13 protein-coding genes are annotated in these 14,031 nt (G+C 72.2%); 8 read left to right on the top strand and 5 right to left on the bottom strand.

The window, feature by feature from the left end:
- The first annotated feature begins 91 nt into the window (after positions 1-91).
- The 4 genes from OHA98_RS36165 to OHA98_RS36150 all read left to right on the top strand — a co-directional run bounded on the left by OHA98_RS36165 (position 92) and on the right by OHA98_RS36150 (position 3,152).
- The gene (locus tag OHA98_RS36165; RefSeq protein WP_266931979.1) at positions 92-499 is read left to right on the top strand and encodes a hypothetical protein; all 408 of its coding nucleotides are present in this window, start codon (positions 92-94) and stop codon (positions 497-499) included.
- Between the two features lie 75 nt (positions 500-574).
- Complete coding sequence (locus tag OHA98_RS36160; RefSeq protein WP_266931978.1) at positions 575-1,840, top strand: hypothetical protein; 1,266 nt, start codon at positions 575-577, stop codon at positions 1,838-1,840.
- Positions 1,840-2,424 carry a hypothetical protein gene (locus OHA98_RS36155; RefSeq protein WP_266931977.1) on the top strand — a complete coding sequence of 195 codons (585 nt, stop codon included), beginning with the start codon at positions 1,840-1,842 and terminating at the stop codon, positions 2,422-2,424. Before OHA98_RS36160 ends, OHA98_RS36155 begins: the two co-directional genes overlap by 1 nt.
- Positions 2,421-3,152: an ABC transporter ATP-binding protein gene (locus OHA98_RS36150; protein ID WP_266931976.1), complete on the top strand. Its 732-nt coding sequence runs from the start codon at positions 2,421-2,423 to the stop codon at positions 3,150-3,152. Before OHA98_RS36155 ends, OHA98_RS36150 begins: the two co-directional genes overlap by 4 nt.
- A 70-nt stretch (positions 3,153-3,222) precedes the next feature.
- Here the strand turns inward: OHA98_RS36150 and OHA98_RS36145 are convergent, their stop codons facing one another.
- Entirely contained in the window at positions 3,223-4,332 is a 1,110-nt protein-coding gene (locus OHA98_RS36145; protein WP_266931974.1) for a citrate synthase 2, read from the bottom strand.
- Between the two features lie 281 nt (positions 4,333-4,613).
- On the opposite strand from OHA98_RS36145, the gene pdxH reads away from it, so the two are divergent.
- A complete protein-coding gene (pdxH, locus tag OHA98_RS36140) occupies positions 4,614-5,240 on the top strand; it encodes a pyridoxamine 5'-phosphate oxidase (protein WP_266931973.1) in 627 nt (208 codons plus the stop codon).
- Between the two features lie 604 nt (positions 5,241-5,844).
- Entirely contained in the window at positions 5,845-7,233 is a 1,389-nt protein-coding gene (locus OHA98_RS36135) for a PAS domain-containing protein (protein ID WP_266931971.1), read from the top strand.
- A 112-nt stretch (positions 7,234-7,345) separates the two neighbouring features.
- Here OHA98_RS36135 and OHA98_RS36130 read toward each other — a convergent pair whose 3' ends face one another.
- Positions 7,346-8,101 carry an SIS domain-containing protein gene (locus OHA98_RS36130; RefSeq protein ID WP_266931969.1) on the bottom strand — a complete coding sequence of 252 codons (756 nt, stop codon included), beginning with the start codon at positions 8,099-8,101 and terminating at the stop codon, positions 7,346-7,348.
- A gap of 199 nt (positions 8,102-8,300) precedes the next feature.
- Here OHA98_RS36130 and OHA98_RS36125 point away from each other — a divergent pair, with 199 nt between their 5' ends.
- Both OHA98_RS36125 and OHA98_RS36120 read left to right on the top strand, forming a co-directional pair.
- The gene (locus OHA98_RS36125; RefSeq protein WP_266931968.1) at positions 8,301-8,993 is read left to right on the top strand and encodes a metal-dependent transcriptional regulator; all 693 of its coding nucleotides are present in this window, start codon (positions 8,301-8,303) and stop codon (positions 8,991-8,993) included.
- Positions 8,994-9,733: 740 nt separating this feature from the next.
- Positions 9,734-10,627: an alpha/beta fold hydrolase gene (locus OHA98_RS36120; RefSeq protein ID WP_266932570.1), complete on the top strand. Its 894-nt coding sequence runs from the start codon at positions 9,734-9,736 to the stop codon at positions 10,625-10,627.
- A 109-nt stretch (positions 10,628-10,736) separates the two neighbouring features.
- Here OHA98_RS36120 and OHA98_RS36115 read toward each other — a convergent pair whose 3' ends face one another.
- Genes OHA98_RS36115 through OHA98_RS36105 form a run of 3 tightly spaced genes read right to left on the bottom strand, consistent with a single transcriptional unit; the run spans position 10,737 to position 13,957 of the window.
- Positions 10,737-12,380 carry a transporter gene (locus tag OHA98_RS36115; RefSeq protein ID WP_266931966.1) on the bottom strand — a complete coding sequence of 548 codons (1,644 nt, stop codon included), beginning with the start codon at positions 12,378-12,380 and terminating at the stop codon, positions 10,737-10,739.
- The gene (locus tag OHA98_RS36110; protein ID WP_266931964.1) at positions 12,377-13,240 is read right to left on the bottom strand and encodes an ABC transporter ATP-binding protein; all 864 of its coding nucleotides are present in this window, start codon (positions 13,238-13,240) and stop codon (positions 12,377-12,379) included. Before OHA98_RS36110 ends, OHA98_RS36115 begins: the two co-directional genes overlap by 4 nt.
- A gap of 39 nt (positions 13,241-13,279) precedes the next feature.
- Positions 13,280-13,957 (bottom strand): bifunctional DNA primase/polymerase, encoded by a 678-nt coding sequence (locus tag OHA98_RS36105; RefSeq protein ID WP_266931962.1) that lies wholly within the window; start codon positions 13,955-13,957, stop codon positions 13,280-13,282.
- Positions 13,958-14,031: the final 74 nt, after the last annotated feature.

Genomic DNA, 14,031 nt, shown 5'->3' with positions numbered 1-14,031 from the left:
GGTCATGGTCACGCTTTATGGGGGCGTGGTGCCGGCGGATCGAACAGGGGGAATTCGAATGCGTGTGGGAATTTCCAAGTGTGTTTCGACAGTGATCGGTCTCGCGGCAGCCGCGGTGCTGGCGACGGCCCCCGGGGCCTGGGCGAACTGGTCGAGCCATATCTACTCCTGGACGGACGGCGAGACATCCAGGACGAAGTGGGCCGACGCGGGCTACAGCCAGATCCTTTTCACCGGCTGCCAGGCGGAGAACGCCACGAAGAAGAGCGTGGTCGTCAAACTCTGGGACTACGATGCCCTCACGGCCAATGACTACTACGGCATGAAGACCTTCAGTAAATGTTTCAACAGCGGCTCCTCGGTGAGTAACGGCGAGTGGACGGGACTTCCGTCCGAACCCGACTTCTTCTTCGAGGCCGACAGGATCGGCCAGGGCGGCAGCTGCTGCCTGCTGCATGTGGGCAAGGTGAACGTGGACACCACCAAGGCCGACAGCTGAATCTCCCGCCGAGGCGCGGTGTCCCTGCGGGGGTGCCGCGCCTCGGCCCGTCCCGAAGCTGCCGCGAGGAAACCGTTGAAAGCACTCACCCGAATCCGGTCGAGCAGCGCGATGTGGGTCGCGCCCGTCGTGCTGCTGCTCATGCTCGCCTACTACCTCACCGACATTCAGGACGATCTGCGACTGGATCCTCTCGGCTACGCACCCACCGTCGTCGACGCGGTGCTGCGCAATCTGACACCCGTGGTCTACGCGGTGGCGGCGGCGCTCGGTGCCTGGGAGGCGCGCAAGCTGGGGAAGGCGGACCTGTGGCAGTGGGGCGCCGTACGCTCCCGCTACACCATCGCCGCCCACAGCCTCGTCCCCGTGGTCGTGCTGGCCTGGCTGATCCTGGTCCTGCCCACGCTGTGCGCTCTGGTCCAGAAGCGAACTCCCCCCGACGCGGCCGGGATCGGGCTCGTCGCCTTCGCCATGCTGCTCTGTACCGCCCACGCGGTGATCGGCTTCGCCTGGGGGGTCCGGGTACGGCACATCGCGGCCGTGCCCGTGATCGCGGTCGCCGACTTCCTGTTCGTCGGCTGGTCCGTGGCCCTGACGGTCCCCTGGCCCCGGCATCTCACCGGACTCCTCTCGGGCAAGCTGATGTTCGGCGAGCTGCCCACGGTGTCCTCGTTCGCGGCCCCGCTCCTGATCGCCCTCGGGCTCTGCGCGGCCGTTGTCCTGCTCTGGTCGGGGCCGCGCCGCCCCTGGCCGCGGTCGGCGCTCGCGGCAGCGGTGGCGATGGGCAGCGTCGGCGGGGCGTACACCCTGGTCAAGGACTGGAGCTACGTGGCTCCGCGGAGCATGGGGCACGGGCCGGTGTCGTGCGCGGGCGAGAAGCCCCGCATCTGCCTGCCGTCCGCCCACGCCGGGGCGCTCCCCGCCCTGAGCGAGGACGTGGACAGCGCCCTGGAGGTGCTCCGGGCGGCGGAGATCGAGGCCCGGCCGGCCACGATCACCGACTCCTTCACCGCGATCCGGTACCCGGAACCGTCCACCGCGACCGCGTGGCACATCCCTCTCGCGCCCGGCACCGCGCGCTACCAAGTGGCCCGTGCGGCCGTCCGTTTCACCTGCGAGGCTCCGGCGACCGGCCTCGCCCGGCAGGCGTACTACTGGGTGTCCATGAAGGTCGGGGAGGGGGACACCTACCTCTGGCGCCTCGCGGCCGAGCCCGACTTCACGGCCCGCAGCCGTGACGCGCTGCGCGCGCGGGTGGACGAGGTGCTCGGTATGAGCGCGCGGGACCAGACGGGCTGGTTCCGGCACACGGTGGCCGCCGCCTGCGAGCGGGCGGCGTGATGTGGTGGCTCAAGGCCCGCCGGGTCCACACCCATCTGCCGGCCGGCCTTCTGCTGTTCGTCCTGCTGGCGGCGATGGTCCAGGACGGACCGGTTCCCCTGCCGTCGATCTCGCTCGGCACCTCGGAGGGCGCGCAGGCCATGCTCTTCGTGCCGCTCGCCCTGACGGCGGTCCTGTTCAACTGCCTGGGTTCGCGGCTCGGACCGGCCGAGGACTCCGGCGTCCGGCCCGTGCGCGTGTACGACGCCCTGCTGGCCCTCGGTGTCGTCGCGCTCGCGGGGCCGATCGGCTCCGCGCTGGCCGAGGTGACCGGCTCCCGGGCGGCCCGGACCCTGGACCGCAACACCGCCTTCCTCGCCGGACTCACCCTGCTGTGCGGCGCGTTGTTCGGAAGCTCGGCCGTGCTCATGCCCGCGGTGTGGCCGCTGCTGGTCGTCATGTTCGGACTGCGCGGCCCGGGCGACCCCTATCCGTGGACCGTGCTGCTCGAACCGGCCCACACCTGGTACGCCACCACCGGGGCCGTGCTGATGCTGGCCGTCGGCATCGGCTTCCACATCTTCTGCCCACGGAGGCCCGCATGACCGTCGTCCTGGAATCCTGCACCTATGCGTACGGGCGTCGCCGCCGCCCCGTACTGCGGGATTTCGACTTCCGGCTGCCGGACGGGCTGACGATCCTCCTGGGGCCCAACGGCGCGGGCAAGTCCACCCTGTTGAGGCTCGCCGCCGCGGTCGCCCCGCCCTGCCGCGGGACGGTGACCCTGGACGGGGCGTCCGCGCGGTCCAGGGAGTACCGCCGGGCGGTGGCGTGGATGCCGCAGACCATCACGCCACTGCCCTCCCTCACGGTCCGGGAGTACGTCGCGTACGTGGGGTGGCTCAAGGGCATGGACCGGCGCGGCGCGTGGGAGCGGGCCCCGCGGGCCCTGGACCGCGTGGAGATCGGCGAACTGTCCGAGGAGCGGACCGACCGGCTCTCCGGGGGCCAGCTGCGCAGGGTGGGCGTGGCCTGCGCTCTCGTGCACGAGGCCAGGGTGATGCTCCTCGACGAGCCGACGGCCGGTATGGACCCGCGCCAGCGGCGCGTCTTCCGGGACCTGCTGGCGGGCCTGAAGAGGGAGGTCAGGATCCTGATGTCCACCCATGACGTGGCCGATCTCGCCGAGGAGGCCGACCATGTGTCGGTCCTCGCGGCCGGGCGGCTCGTCCTCAACGGATCGACCGCGGACTTCCTCGCCCACACGCCCGCGGGCACCGCCGAGGGCAGGAGCGCCGAGGGTGCCTACACGGCGCTCCTGGAGTCGGTCTGACGATCCCCGCGAGCCCACGCCCCAGTGCTCCGACGGCCGGTGCCCCGGCCCGCGCACGCGCCGGAGCGGTTCAGTTCCCCAGGGCCGCCAGCTGGTCGAAGCCCGCGATCTCGGCCGGGTTCCGCGTCCCGGGACCGACGTACGTCGCCGAGGGGCGCACCAGGCGGCCCGTGCGCTTCTGCTCCAGGATGTGCGCCGACCAGCCCGCCGTACGGGCACAGGTGAACATCGACGTGAACATGTGCGCCGGGACCTCCGCGAAGTCCAGCACGATGGCCGCCCAGAACTCCACGTTCGTCGCCAGCACCCGGTCGGGGCGCCGTGCGTGCAGCTCCTCCAGCGCGGCCTTCTCCAGCGCCTCCGCCACCTCGAAGCGCGGCGCGGCCAGCTCCCTGGCCGTACGGCGCAGGACGCGGGCCCGGGGGTCCTCGGCCCGGTACACCCGGTGACCGAAGCCCATCAGGCGCTCGCCCCGGTCCAGGGCCTTCTTCACGTATGCCGTCGCGTCGCCGGTGCGCTCGATCTCCTCGATCATGCCGAGGACCCGGGACGGCGCGCCGCCGTGCAGCGGGCCCGACATCGCGCCCACCGCGCCGGACAGCGCGGCCGCCACATCGGCGCCCGTCGAGGCGATGACCCGGGCGGTGAACGTGGAGGCGTTCATGCCGTGCTCAGCGGCCGAGGTCCAGTACGCGTCGACGGCCTTGACGTGCTGGGGGTCCGGCTCCCCGCGCCAGCGGATCATGAACCGCTCCACCACGGACCGGGCCTTGTCGATCTCGTTCTGCGGCACCATCGGCAGCCCCTGGCCGCGCGCCGACTGCGCGACGTACGACAGGGCCATCACGGCGGCCCGTGCCAGATCGTCGCGGGCGGTCGCCTCGTCGATGTCCAGCAGCGGTTTCAGGCCCCACACGGGGGCGAGCATCGCCAGCGCGGACTGCACGTCGACCCGGATGTCACCGGAGTGGATCGGGATCGGGAACGGTTCGGCGGGCGGCAGACCGGGGTTGAACGCCCCGTCCACCAGCAGGCCCCAGACGTTGCCGAAGGACACCTGGCCGACGAGGTCCTCGATGTCGACCCCGCGGTAGCGGAGCGAGCCGCCTTCCTTGTCGGGTTCGGCGATCTCCGTCTCGAAGGCGACGACTCCCTCTAGTCCCGGTACGAAGTCGGACATCAGACGGCTCCCTCAGTTCGGCGCGGGTGGTGGCTGTACGAAGGCCACAAGGGCCTGCCCCAAGATATTGGCGGGTTCCGATGACCCGGGGAAGCGTGACATCCGGCACAGGGCCCCATTTCGACGGTGAGCGATTACCACCCCTCCTCGCCGGGCACACTTGCCCGCTGCGGCAGGATGACCCCGTGCCCACACGAGACGACAAGGCCCCCTCCGCTGCCTCCTCCGCTCCTGCCTCCGTTCCTTCCCCCAATTCCGATTGCACCACTGATCCGGCGGCGATGCGCGAGCAGTACCGTTCGCAGGAGTTCGCCGAGCAGGACCTCAGCCCCGATCCGATGGACCAGTTCGCCCGCTGGTTCCGCCAGGTCGCGGCGGGCGGCGTGCTCCACGAGCCGAACGCCATGGTGGTCTCCACCGCCACGCCTGAGGGCCGCCCGTCCTCGCGCACGGTGCTGCTGAAGCACTACGACGCCCGCGGCTTCGTCTTCTTCACGAACTACGAGTCCCGCAAGGGCCGCGAGCTGACCGCGAATCCGTATGCCTCGCTGCTCTTCCCCTGGCACCCGCTGGCCCGCCAGGTCATCGTCACCGGCAGCGCGGTCCGGGTCTCCCGCGAGGAGACCGTCGCCTACTTCCGTACCCGCCCGCACGGCTCCCAGCTGGGCGCGTGGGCCAGTGCCCAGTCCACGGTCATCGGCTCCCGTCAGGAGCTCCTCACGCGTTACGAGGACCTGGCCGCCCGCTACCCGGAGGGCGAGAAGGTCCCGGCCCCGCCGCACTGGGGCGGCTTCCGGGTCGTCCCGGACACGATCGAGTTCTGGCAGGGGCATGAGAACCGGCTGCACGACCGGCTGCGGTACGTGCGCGGGGACGCGGGCTGGCGGGTGGAGCGGCTCTGCCCGTAGGGCGTGCGCGCGTACGGCTCCGGACACGGGGCGTGCGCGCGTACGTGTCCGGGCGCGCGCACGCGTGCGGCCCGGACACGCAGAAACCCGCAGGCTCTGGTCCCTCCTTGCGGAGGGGCCGGCCGGACTTACCGGCGAGCCTGCGGGTCGGTGACTGCTTGGGATTGGCCGATGACCGGCCGGCACTGCAAGAGCGCGACAACGGGCGTCAGCCCGCAGCCACCTCACGAGTCCGAAGATAAATCACTTCCGGAACACCTCCTCTCTTGTGTGCCTTCAGCCTAGGAAACCCCGCCCGGGAGCCTCAACCTATTTAATCCAGGGCCCAGGGGCGGGTTCGGCACCGAGGCCCCGTCGCGCTCGGAGGTGAACTCCCGCCGACGCCGGGAGGAGCCGAAGGGGTCGGCCGGATTTCGGTGAAGTGGCTGTGCTCCGGGTCACGTTCGAGTTGAATGGTGTGACGTGCGGTAATGCGTGCGGCACCACGCGCGGCCAGGGTCTTCCGCCGGGATCGGGCAGGATCGGGGAGCCGGGCGCGGCACGCCGGCCCGGCCTGATCCACACGAGCGGCCCCAGGGCCGACACGTCCTGCGGGAGGTACGGAGTGAGTGCTTCCAGGAGCAGTGGGACCACCGACGCTCTCGGGCCGGAGGAGGACCCCGTGAGCGCGGCCCCGGCGGCCCCGGACGGCGCCACGGTCCCCGGGTCCGAACTGCTCGCCGCGCTGCTCGACGGGATGGACGCCGCCCTGTGCGCGTTCGACGCGGGCGGCACGATCACCCACTGGAACCGTGAGGCCGAGCGGATTCTCGGCTGGTCCGCCGACGAGGCGGTGGGCCGGACCGGATTCGCGGGCTGGGCCGTGCGCCGGGCCGACGCGGACGAGGTACGGGAGCGGCTGATGGCCGCCATGTCCGCGCCGGGGCGTCTGGTGCACGAATTCGCGCTGCTGCGCAAGGACGGCGGCCGGGTGCTCGTACGGACCCAGTCGGCCGGGGTGCGCGGCGCGGACGGGAAACCGGCCGGGGTGTACTGCGCGTTCAGCGAGGTCCACGCCCAGATAGACCTGGAGCGGTCGATCGCACTCAGCGAGGCGCTGTTCCAGGACGCGTCCTGGGGTGTGGTCCTGGTCGATGTGGATCTGCGGCCCACCGTCCTCAACTCCTACGCGGCACGCGCGCTGGGCGGCGGCCGTACGACCCTGCTGGGGCGGCCGCTGGGCGACCTCGTCGTCCAGGGCGTCGAGGATCTGGAGGGCGCGTTGCAGCATGTGCTCGCCGAGGGGGCGCCCGCCGTCCCCACCGAGACCTGGGTGACCCTGCGGGCGGCGGAGGGGGACCGGCGGCGCTGCTGGCGCAGCGGGTTCGTGCGGCTGGCCTCACCGCTGACCGAGGAGCCGGTGCCGCTGGGGGTGGGCTGGCTGTTCCAGGACGTGACCCGGGCGAAGCTGGCCGAGCAGGACGCGGACCGGGTGCGCTTCCGGGCCAACCAGCTCCACCGGGCCGCGCGGGCGGCCTCCGAGTGCGAGGACCCGATGGAGGCCGCGACATCCTCGCTGGACTTCGCCCTCGCCGGGTTCGCCGACCATGTGCTGGTCGACCTGCTGGCGGGGGAGCGGCTGGTGCGGACGGCCGCGACACCCGCCGACGCGCCGGGCCCGTGCCTGCCGGTGTCGGGGGGCGCCGCCCCGGCGCGCTACGGTCCCGGCCACCCGGCCCTCCAGGCGGTGGACCGCGTCGGCACGGTACGGACGAGCGCGGGTGCGGATGCGGCGGGCGGGGCGTGGGCGGTGGAGCGGCAGTGGCCCCGGGACGCGGCGCACGCCCTGTGCACGGTGCTCCGGAGCCGGGGGCGGACCCTGGGCGTGGTGACGTTCCTGCGGGCGGCGAATCGTGTCGCGTTCGAACGCCCGGACGCGATGTACGCGGAGAGCGTGGCGGTCCGGGTGGCGTCCGCCGTGGATCTGCACCAGCTGCTCGCCGCCGACGGCTGAGGAACCGGGCCTCGGCGTCCGGTAGCGGTCCGGGAATCAGCGGCGTTCCGGGAAGGGAGCAGAGGCGTTCCGGGGAGCAGAGGCGTTCCGGGAATCAGTGGCGGACCGGGAATCAGTGGCGGTAGAAGATCCGGTCCGCGTACTCGGTCATGACCCGCCCGTTCCACTCGTGACCGCCGTCGACGTTGCCCGAGCGCAGCAGCGGCGGTTCGATCCCCCGGGCCACCAGCGCCTCGGCGGCGGCGGCCATCATCGCCTGCATCAGCGCGCTGGTGACGACCGTGGAGGCGGGCGCGAACGGCGCCTCGACGCCGTCGATCGTCAGCTCCGCGTCGCCGATCGCGATCTTGCTGTCGAGCACGATGTCGCAGTGGTCCCGCAGGAAGCCGCCCGAGGCGTGCCGTGAGCGGGTGCCCTCCGTGTAGGCGACCGAGGTGACCCCGATGACCTTCAGTCCGAGCGCGCGGGCGTTCTGGGCCATCTCGACGGGCAGCGAGTTGCGCCCGGAGAGCGAGATGATCACGAGTACGTCGCCGGAGGCGGCGGGGCTGGAGTCCAGCACCGCCGAGGCGAGCCCGTCCACCCGCTCCAGTGCGGAGCCGAGCGTGGCGGGCATGACGTCGACACCCATCGTGCCCGGCACCACGAGCGGATTCATCAGGGCCATCCCGCCCGCCCGGTAGACGACGTCCTGGGCGGCGAGGGAGGAGTGCCCGGCGCCGAAGGCGAAGAGCCGGCCGCCCGCCGCCACGGTGTCGGCGATGGCGGCACCGGCGGCCGCGATGCTGTCGGACTCCTCGTCGCGCACGCGCGTCAACAGGCCGATCGCAGCGTCGAAGAACTGACCGGCCAGCTTGCTGTCGCTCATCGGAGAGAGCCCTTTCGGCGGGGTGGGGGTGTCCGTGCCGCCGATCACGTTGCGGTCTGGACCAGTGACCTGTCAATAGCACCCGCGAGGCTCGGCCACACGGCCTTCGGTCGGCGCGGCACGGTTGTCGGCGGTATGCGTCAGAATTGGTGGAGGGCCATCGCACGACGTTTTCTTGTCACAGCATCGAGGGGCACGTATGTCCGGACTGATCGACACCACGGAGATGTATCTCCGCACCATCCTCGAACTCGAAGAGGAAGGCGTGGTCCCCATGCGCGCCCGGATCGCTGAACGGCTGGACCAGAGCGGTCCTACGGTCAGCCAGACGGTGGCCCGCATGGAGCGCGACGGGCTCGTGCAGGTCGCGGGCGACCGTCACCTGGAGCTGACCGACGAGGGCCGCAGGCTCGCGACGCGCGTGATGCGCAAGCACCGGCTGGCCGAATGCCTGCTCGTCGACGTGATCGGCCTGGAGTGGGAGCAGGTCCACGCGGAGGCGTGCCGCTGGGAGCACGTGATGAGCGAGGCCGTGGAGCGCCGGGTGCTGGAGCTGCTGCGGCACCCCACGGAGTCTCCGTACGGGAACCCCATCCCGGGTCTGGAGGAGCTGGGCGAGAAGGCCGAGGCCGATCCGTTCCTGGACGAGGGCATGGTGAGCCTGGCCGACCTCGACCCGGGGGCGGAGGGCAAGACGGTGGTGGTGCGGCGGATCGGGGAGCCGATCCAGACCGACGCCCAGCTGATGTACACGCTGCGGCGGGCGGGCGTGCAGCCCGGCTCCGTGGTCAGCGTGACGGAGTCGCCCGGCGGTGTGCTCGTCGGCTCCAGCGGGGAGGCGGCCGAGCTGGACGCCGAGGTCGCGTCGCACGTGTTCGTCGCCAAGCGCTGACGCGCCGCGCCGCACCGCGCCGCACCGCGCCGGCCGGCGCGGCGACCGGAGCGCTGACGGGGGCGCCGGCGGGGGCGGGTGCCCCGCGTATGCGCCCGGCGTGCGGCGGGGGCGCGTGTAACGGTGTGTTCCGCGTACGCGGAGCGCTGCACGGAACAGGGAAAGCGGGCGTTACGGCAACCGAGCCGTAACGCCCGCTTTCTGTTTTCCGTCCGGAATTGCAGCGCCCGCGCGCCTCGCGTGCCAGGCTGAGGCCAGGCATATGACCTGAGGGTGCCGGCCGGGTTCGGCCGCGCGGTCGGGGAGGGAGCAGGGAATGCGCCCGTCGTACTGGCATGTGCACCGGAAGGTGGCTGCCGCGCTCCCGTACGCCCTTGTCACGGACCGGCCCCGGCTGCCGCTTGCCATCGTTGTCGTACGGAGCGGGCCGGGCGCTCGGAGGCGCGCGCCCGGCTCCTCCGGAACAGGGGGCGGCCCCGGCGCCGGAGGGCGCCGGGGCCGGTCCTCCCCCGTGCTGACCCGGAGCCCCGAGCTCTCAAGGTCATTCCCTACGGACCGTTTTCCCCGAGCGGCCCGCCTCCCGGAGAAGATCTCCCCTCGGCGGCGGGCATCAATCCTCGGGGGTGGTCACTCGAACGTGGGGTGTTGCATGGCGGACCCCAGCTTTCGAATAAGAGTTCGATAGTCTGGCGGGACGCGTCCATACGGTGATCGAGGACCAGAAGGGGGTGCCAGGGCTTGTGGTGAAGCGCATCGATGTGACCGGATCCCACGGTGTACGTCTCGCGGCGTGGGAGTTCGCCGATCCGCCCAAAGGACGCGCGGAGGCGGAGCGCGCGCCGGGAGTCTTACTGCTGCACGGACTGATGGGCCGGGCCTCCCACTGGGCCGCCACGGCCCGCTGGCTCGCCGAGCGGCACCGCGCGGTCGGCCTCGACCAGCGGGGCCACGGCCGCAGCGAGAAGCCTGCGGACGGGCCGTACACCCGTGACGCCTACGTCGCCGACGCCGAGGCCGCCGTCGAGCAGCTGGGCCTCGGCCCCGTCACCGTCATCGGACACGCGATGGGCGCCCTCACCGGCTGGCAGCTCGCCGCCAAGCGCCCCGACCTCGTCCGGGCCCTGGTCATCTGCGACATGCGGGCCTCCGCCATCGGTGCCGCCTCCCAGCGGGAGTGGGGCGACTGGTTCGACTCCTGGCCCGTCCCCTTCGCGACGCTCGCCGACGTACGGAAGTGGTTCGGGGAGGACGATCCCTGGGTGGAGCGGCCGAACCCGTCCCGCGGTGAGTTCTACGCCGAGGTGATGGCCGAGCGGGCGGACGGCTGGCGCCCCGTGTTCTCCCGCCGTCAGATGCTCAAGTCCCGGGCGACCTGGGTCTTCGACGCGCACTGGGAGGAGCTGGCTCAGGTCCGGTGCCCGGTCCTCGTGCTGCGCGGCCTGGACGGGGAGCTGGGCCGGGCCGAGGCCCAGGAGATGGTCCGCGTCCTGCCCCGCGGACAGTACGCGGAGGTGGCGGACGCCGGACACCTCGTCCACTACGACCAGCCGGAGGGCTGGCGGGCGGCGGTGGAGCCGTTCCTGGAGCAACTGGCCGAGGACGCCCGGGGCGAGCGGGAGCCGGTGGCGCCGTAGCCCGTAGCCCGCAGTCGGCGGCAGGGCCCGGCACGGTGACCGGGCCCCCGCCCGCCGGCCGCTCACCGCGCGTCGGCGGCGCACCACCCGCCGACGGCGCCCCGCCCGGTCAGCCCTTGCTGACCGCGGTCAGGATCTCCGGCAGCCGGTCCGCCGTGCGCGGGGCGGCCAGCCGCAGCCCGGCCCAGCCGATGAGGGCCCCGTACACCGCGCCCACCGGTATCAGCAGCCACAACGCGTCCTGCCGGTCCGACGCGTGCATCCAGACCGTCAGGGCGATCACCGGCGCCGCCAGCAGTGCCGAGGCCACCATTCCGCCCAGGATCGAGATCCAGGCGAGCCCGCCCTGCCCCGGCACCACGTTCTTGAACGCGCCGTCCTGCGGAATCGAGTACGGGTAGGTCGCGGAGGCCACCGCGCCGGTCGCCAGCATCGCGCCGAGCAGGGCGAACGACAGCCCCACCACCCCGGGGAGCGACCGCCAGTCGCCCAGCACCGCCGCTGTCACCACGGCCACCAGAATCGTGTACGGCAGGGTGATCAGCAGCAGGGCCAGGGCCCGCGCCCGCAGCTCGACGTACGCGTCCCGGGCCGAGGAGATCGACAGGGCCACGATCCAGAACGCGGAGGTGTCCTGGCCGAACTGGTTGTACATCTGCATGCCGAGCATCCCGGCGGCGAAGCACGCGAAGTAGACCGAACCCGCCCCCTGCACCGCGTTGAGCACCGGCACGATCATCCCGATCGCCAGCGCCGTCACCCAGGCCGCCTTGGTCTTCGGGTCCCGTGCCACGTACCGCAGACTGCGCTGCATCACCGTGGCCGTTCGGCCCTCCGGCAGCAGCCCGGCGAGCCCCGTGCGTCCGGAGCCGGACCCCTTGCGCGAGGGCTCCGCCGCGACCAGCGTCGAACCGTCCGGTGCCGTCATCAGCTTCACCAGGCTCCGCTGCCACAGCCACAGCAGCACCCCCAGGGCCACCACCGAGATCAGCAGCTGCGCGAGGGCCGGTCCGTACGCACCGTCCGAGGCGGCGTCCACCGAGGCGATCGCCGAGGCCGCGGGCAGCCAGCGCGCCACGTCCGCAGCCGGTTCCAGCGCGCCGAGCCCGCCCGCCTGCCCGAGCCGCTGCGCCCCGAAGTTGACGAACTGGATGCCCACCGCGATCACCAGACCGCTCAGTACCGCCAGGTCGCGGCCCTTGCGCGAGGTCAGCAGCCGGATGTTGGCCGTGGCCACGGACCGGGCGAGCGCCACACAGATCAGCAGCGTCAGCGGAACCGCGATCACCGCGAACACCACGGCCGCCGCCCCGTGCGCCAGAGCCAGCACCGAGCCGAGGAACAGGCAGAGCGTGAACAGCGGGCCGATGCCGACCAGAGAGGCCACCAGTAGCGCCCGGACCAGCGGGCGGGGCCGCAGTGGCAGCATCACCAGCCTGCTCGGGTCGAGCGTCTCGTCGCCGCTGGGGAAGAACAGCGGCAGCACGGCCCAGCCGAGCGCCACCACCCCGGTGAGCAGCACGACGAGGGTGCCCACCTGCTCGTTGCCGCGCAGCAGGATCAGCCCGAGCACCTGGCTCGCGGCGAGCAGCAGGGTGACGACGAGGGAGGCGATGAACGCGGCCCGCCGTCCGGAGGACTGCCGCAGCCCGTTGCGCAGGAGCGTCAGTTTGAGCCGTACGAAGACGGAGACGAGGCTCTCGCCCCGGCCGGCCGGGGCCGCGGCACCCGCCGGGGCGTCGAGCACGCTCATCGGGCACCGCCCAGCCAGTCCAGGGAGTCCGCGGTGTCCCGGCCGCCCGCGCCGACCAGTTCCAGGAAGGCGCTCTGCAACGAGGGCGCGTCGCCGCGCACCTCGGCGAGGGTGCCTTGCGCCTTGATCCGGCCCGCGGCCATGACGGCCACCCAGTCGCACAGCGACTCGACCAGTTCCATCACATGGCTGGAGAAGACGACGGTCGCCCCGGAGCGGGTGTACCGCTCCAGAACCCCGCGAATGGTCTGTGCCGACACCGGGTCGACGCCCTCGAAGGGCTCGTCGAGGAAGAGCACTTCGGGGTTGTGCAGCAGGGCGGAGGCGAGCCCGATCTTCTTCCGCATGCCGGTGGAGTAGTCCACGACCAGTTTGTGCTGGGACCCCGCGAGATCCAGAACGTCCAGCAACTGGGCCGCCCGCTTGTCCACCTCGTCCCCCGGCAGCCCGCGCAGCCGTCCGGTGTACGCGAGAAGCTCACGTCCCGACAGCCGCTCGAAGAGCCGCAGCCCCTCCGGCAGTACGCCGATCCGGGACTTCACCTCGACCGGGTCCGTCCACACATCGTGGCCCGCGACCTCGACCTGCCCCATGTCGGGCCGGAGCAGACCGGTGACCATCGACAGTGTGGTGGTCTTTCCCGCCCCGTTGGGCCCCACCAGCCCGATGAACTTGCCCGCGGGCAGCTCCAGGTCGATGCCCGCCACCGCGACCTGTTCCCCGAACCGCTTCCACAGCCCCCGCACATGAACGGCGGGCGGCGCCGTACGCGTTCCGCCCGCCCCGCTCGTCCGTATGTCCCGCGCGTCGGTCTTTTCTTCTTGTGTATCTGTTTCTCGTGCATCTGCCTGGTCGGGCATGGCACAGCCTTTCGATATCCCCATACGTTGGGGACCACCCTACGAAAGGCGCGTCCGGGCATCCGCGGCCTCACGTGCGCAGGCATAGGCGAGCGGGCTGATCAGCTCCTCCGCGTCCGGCAGCCACCGGTTGGCGGGGGTGGGCCGGCAGGCCCACTGGACGGCACCGCGCCCGCCGACCCGGGTCGGCGGGCCGGCCACGTAATGGCCCTCTCCGATGCCCGTCAGGTCGATCGACTCGGCGTTCCAGCCCAGCGTCCGCACCAGGTCGGCGACCTTGGCCGCGGCGCCCGGCAGCACGAAGAACATCATCCGGCGGTCCGGGGTGCAGGTGACCGGACCGAGCGTCAGTTCCATCCGCTCCATCCGGGCCAGGGCGAGGAACCCCGCGGACTCGGGGACGTCGAGCACGTCGAACGTACGGCCGGTCGGCAGGAGGACCGAGGCCTTGGGGTGCTTGGACCACATCCGGCGTGCTGCCGCGGCGCTGCCGGTCGCCTGGCCCGCCCAGTCCGGACGCGGGGCGTGGGCGCCGGGAGCGGCGCAGCCGTCGTCCCCGCAGGAGCATCGGTTCCGCCCGTCCACCGCCTCCAGCCAGGTGCCCGGGAACACGTCCCAGTGGCGCTCCTCCGCGTAACGCACCGCGGCGTCGAGGAGTTGCTCACTTCGCTGTCGGGGGATCTGGGCGGCTTGGGTGACTCCGATGAGATCTTCCACGAACAGCTCAACTCCCGCCGCCACCTGGGGTTACGGGCGTGATGCGGCGGGCCACGGCGCATCGGTACCGCGAA

The sequence above is a fragment of the Streptomyces sp. NBC_00654 genome (assembly GCF_026341775.1).
Lineage (GTDB): Bacteria > Actinomycetota > Actinomycetes > Streptomycetales > Streptomycetaceae > Streptomyces.
This window is presented reverse-complemented; position numbering and strand designations above follow the sequence as displayed.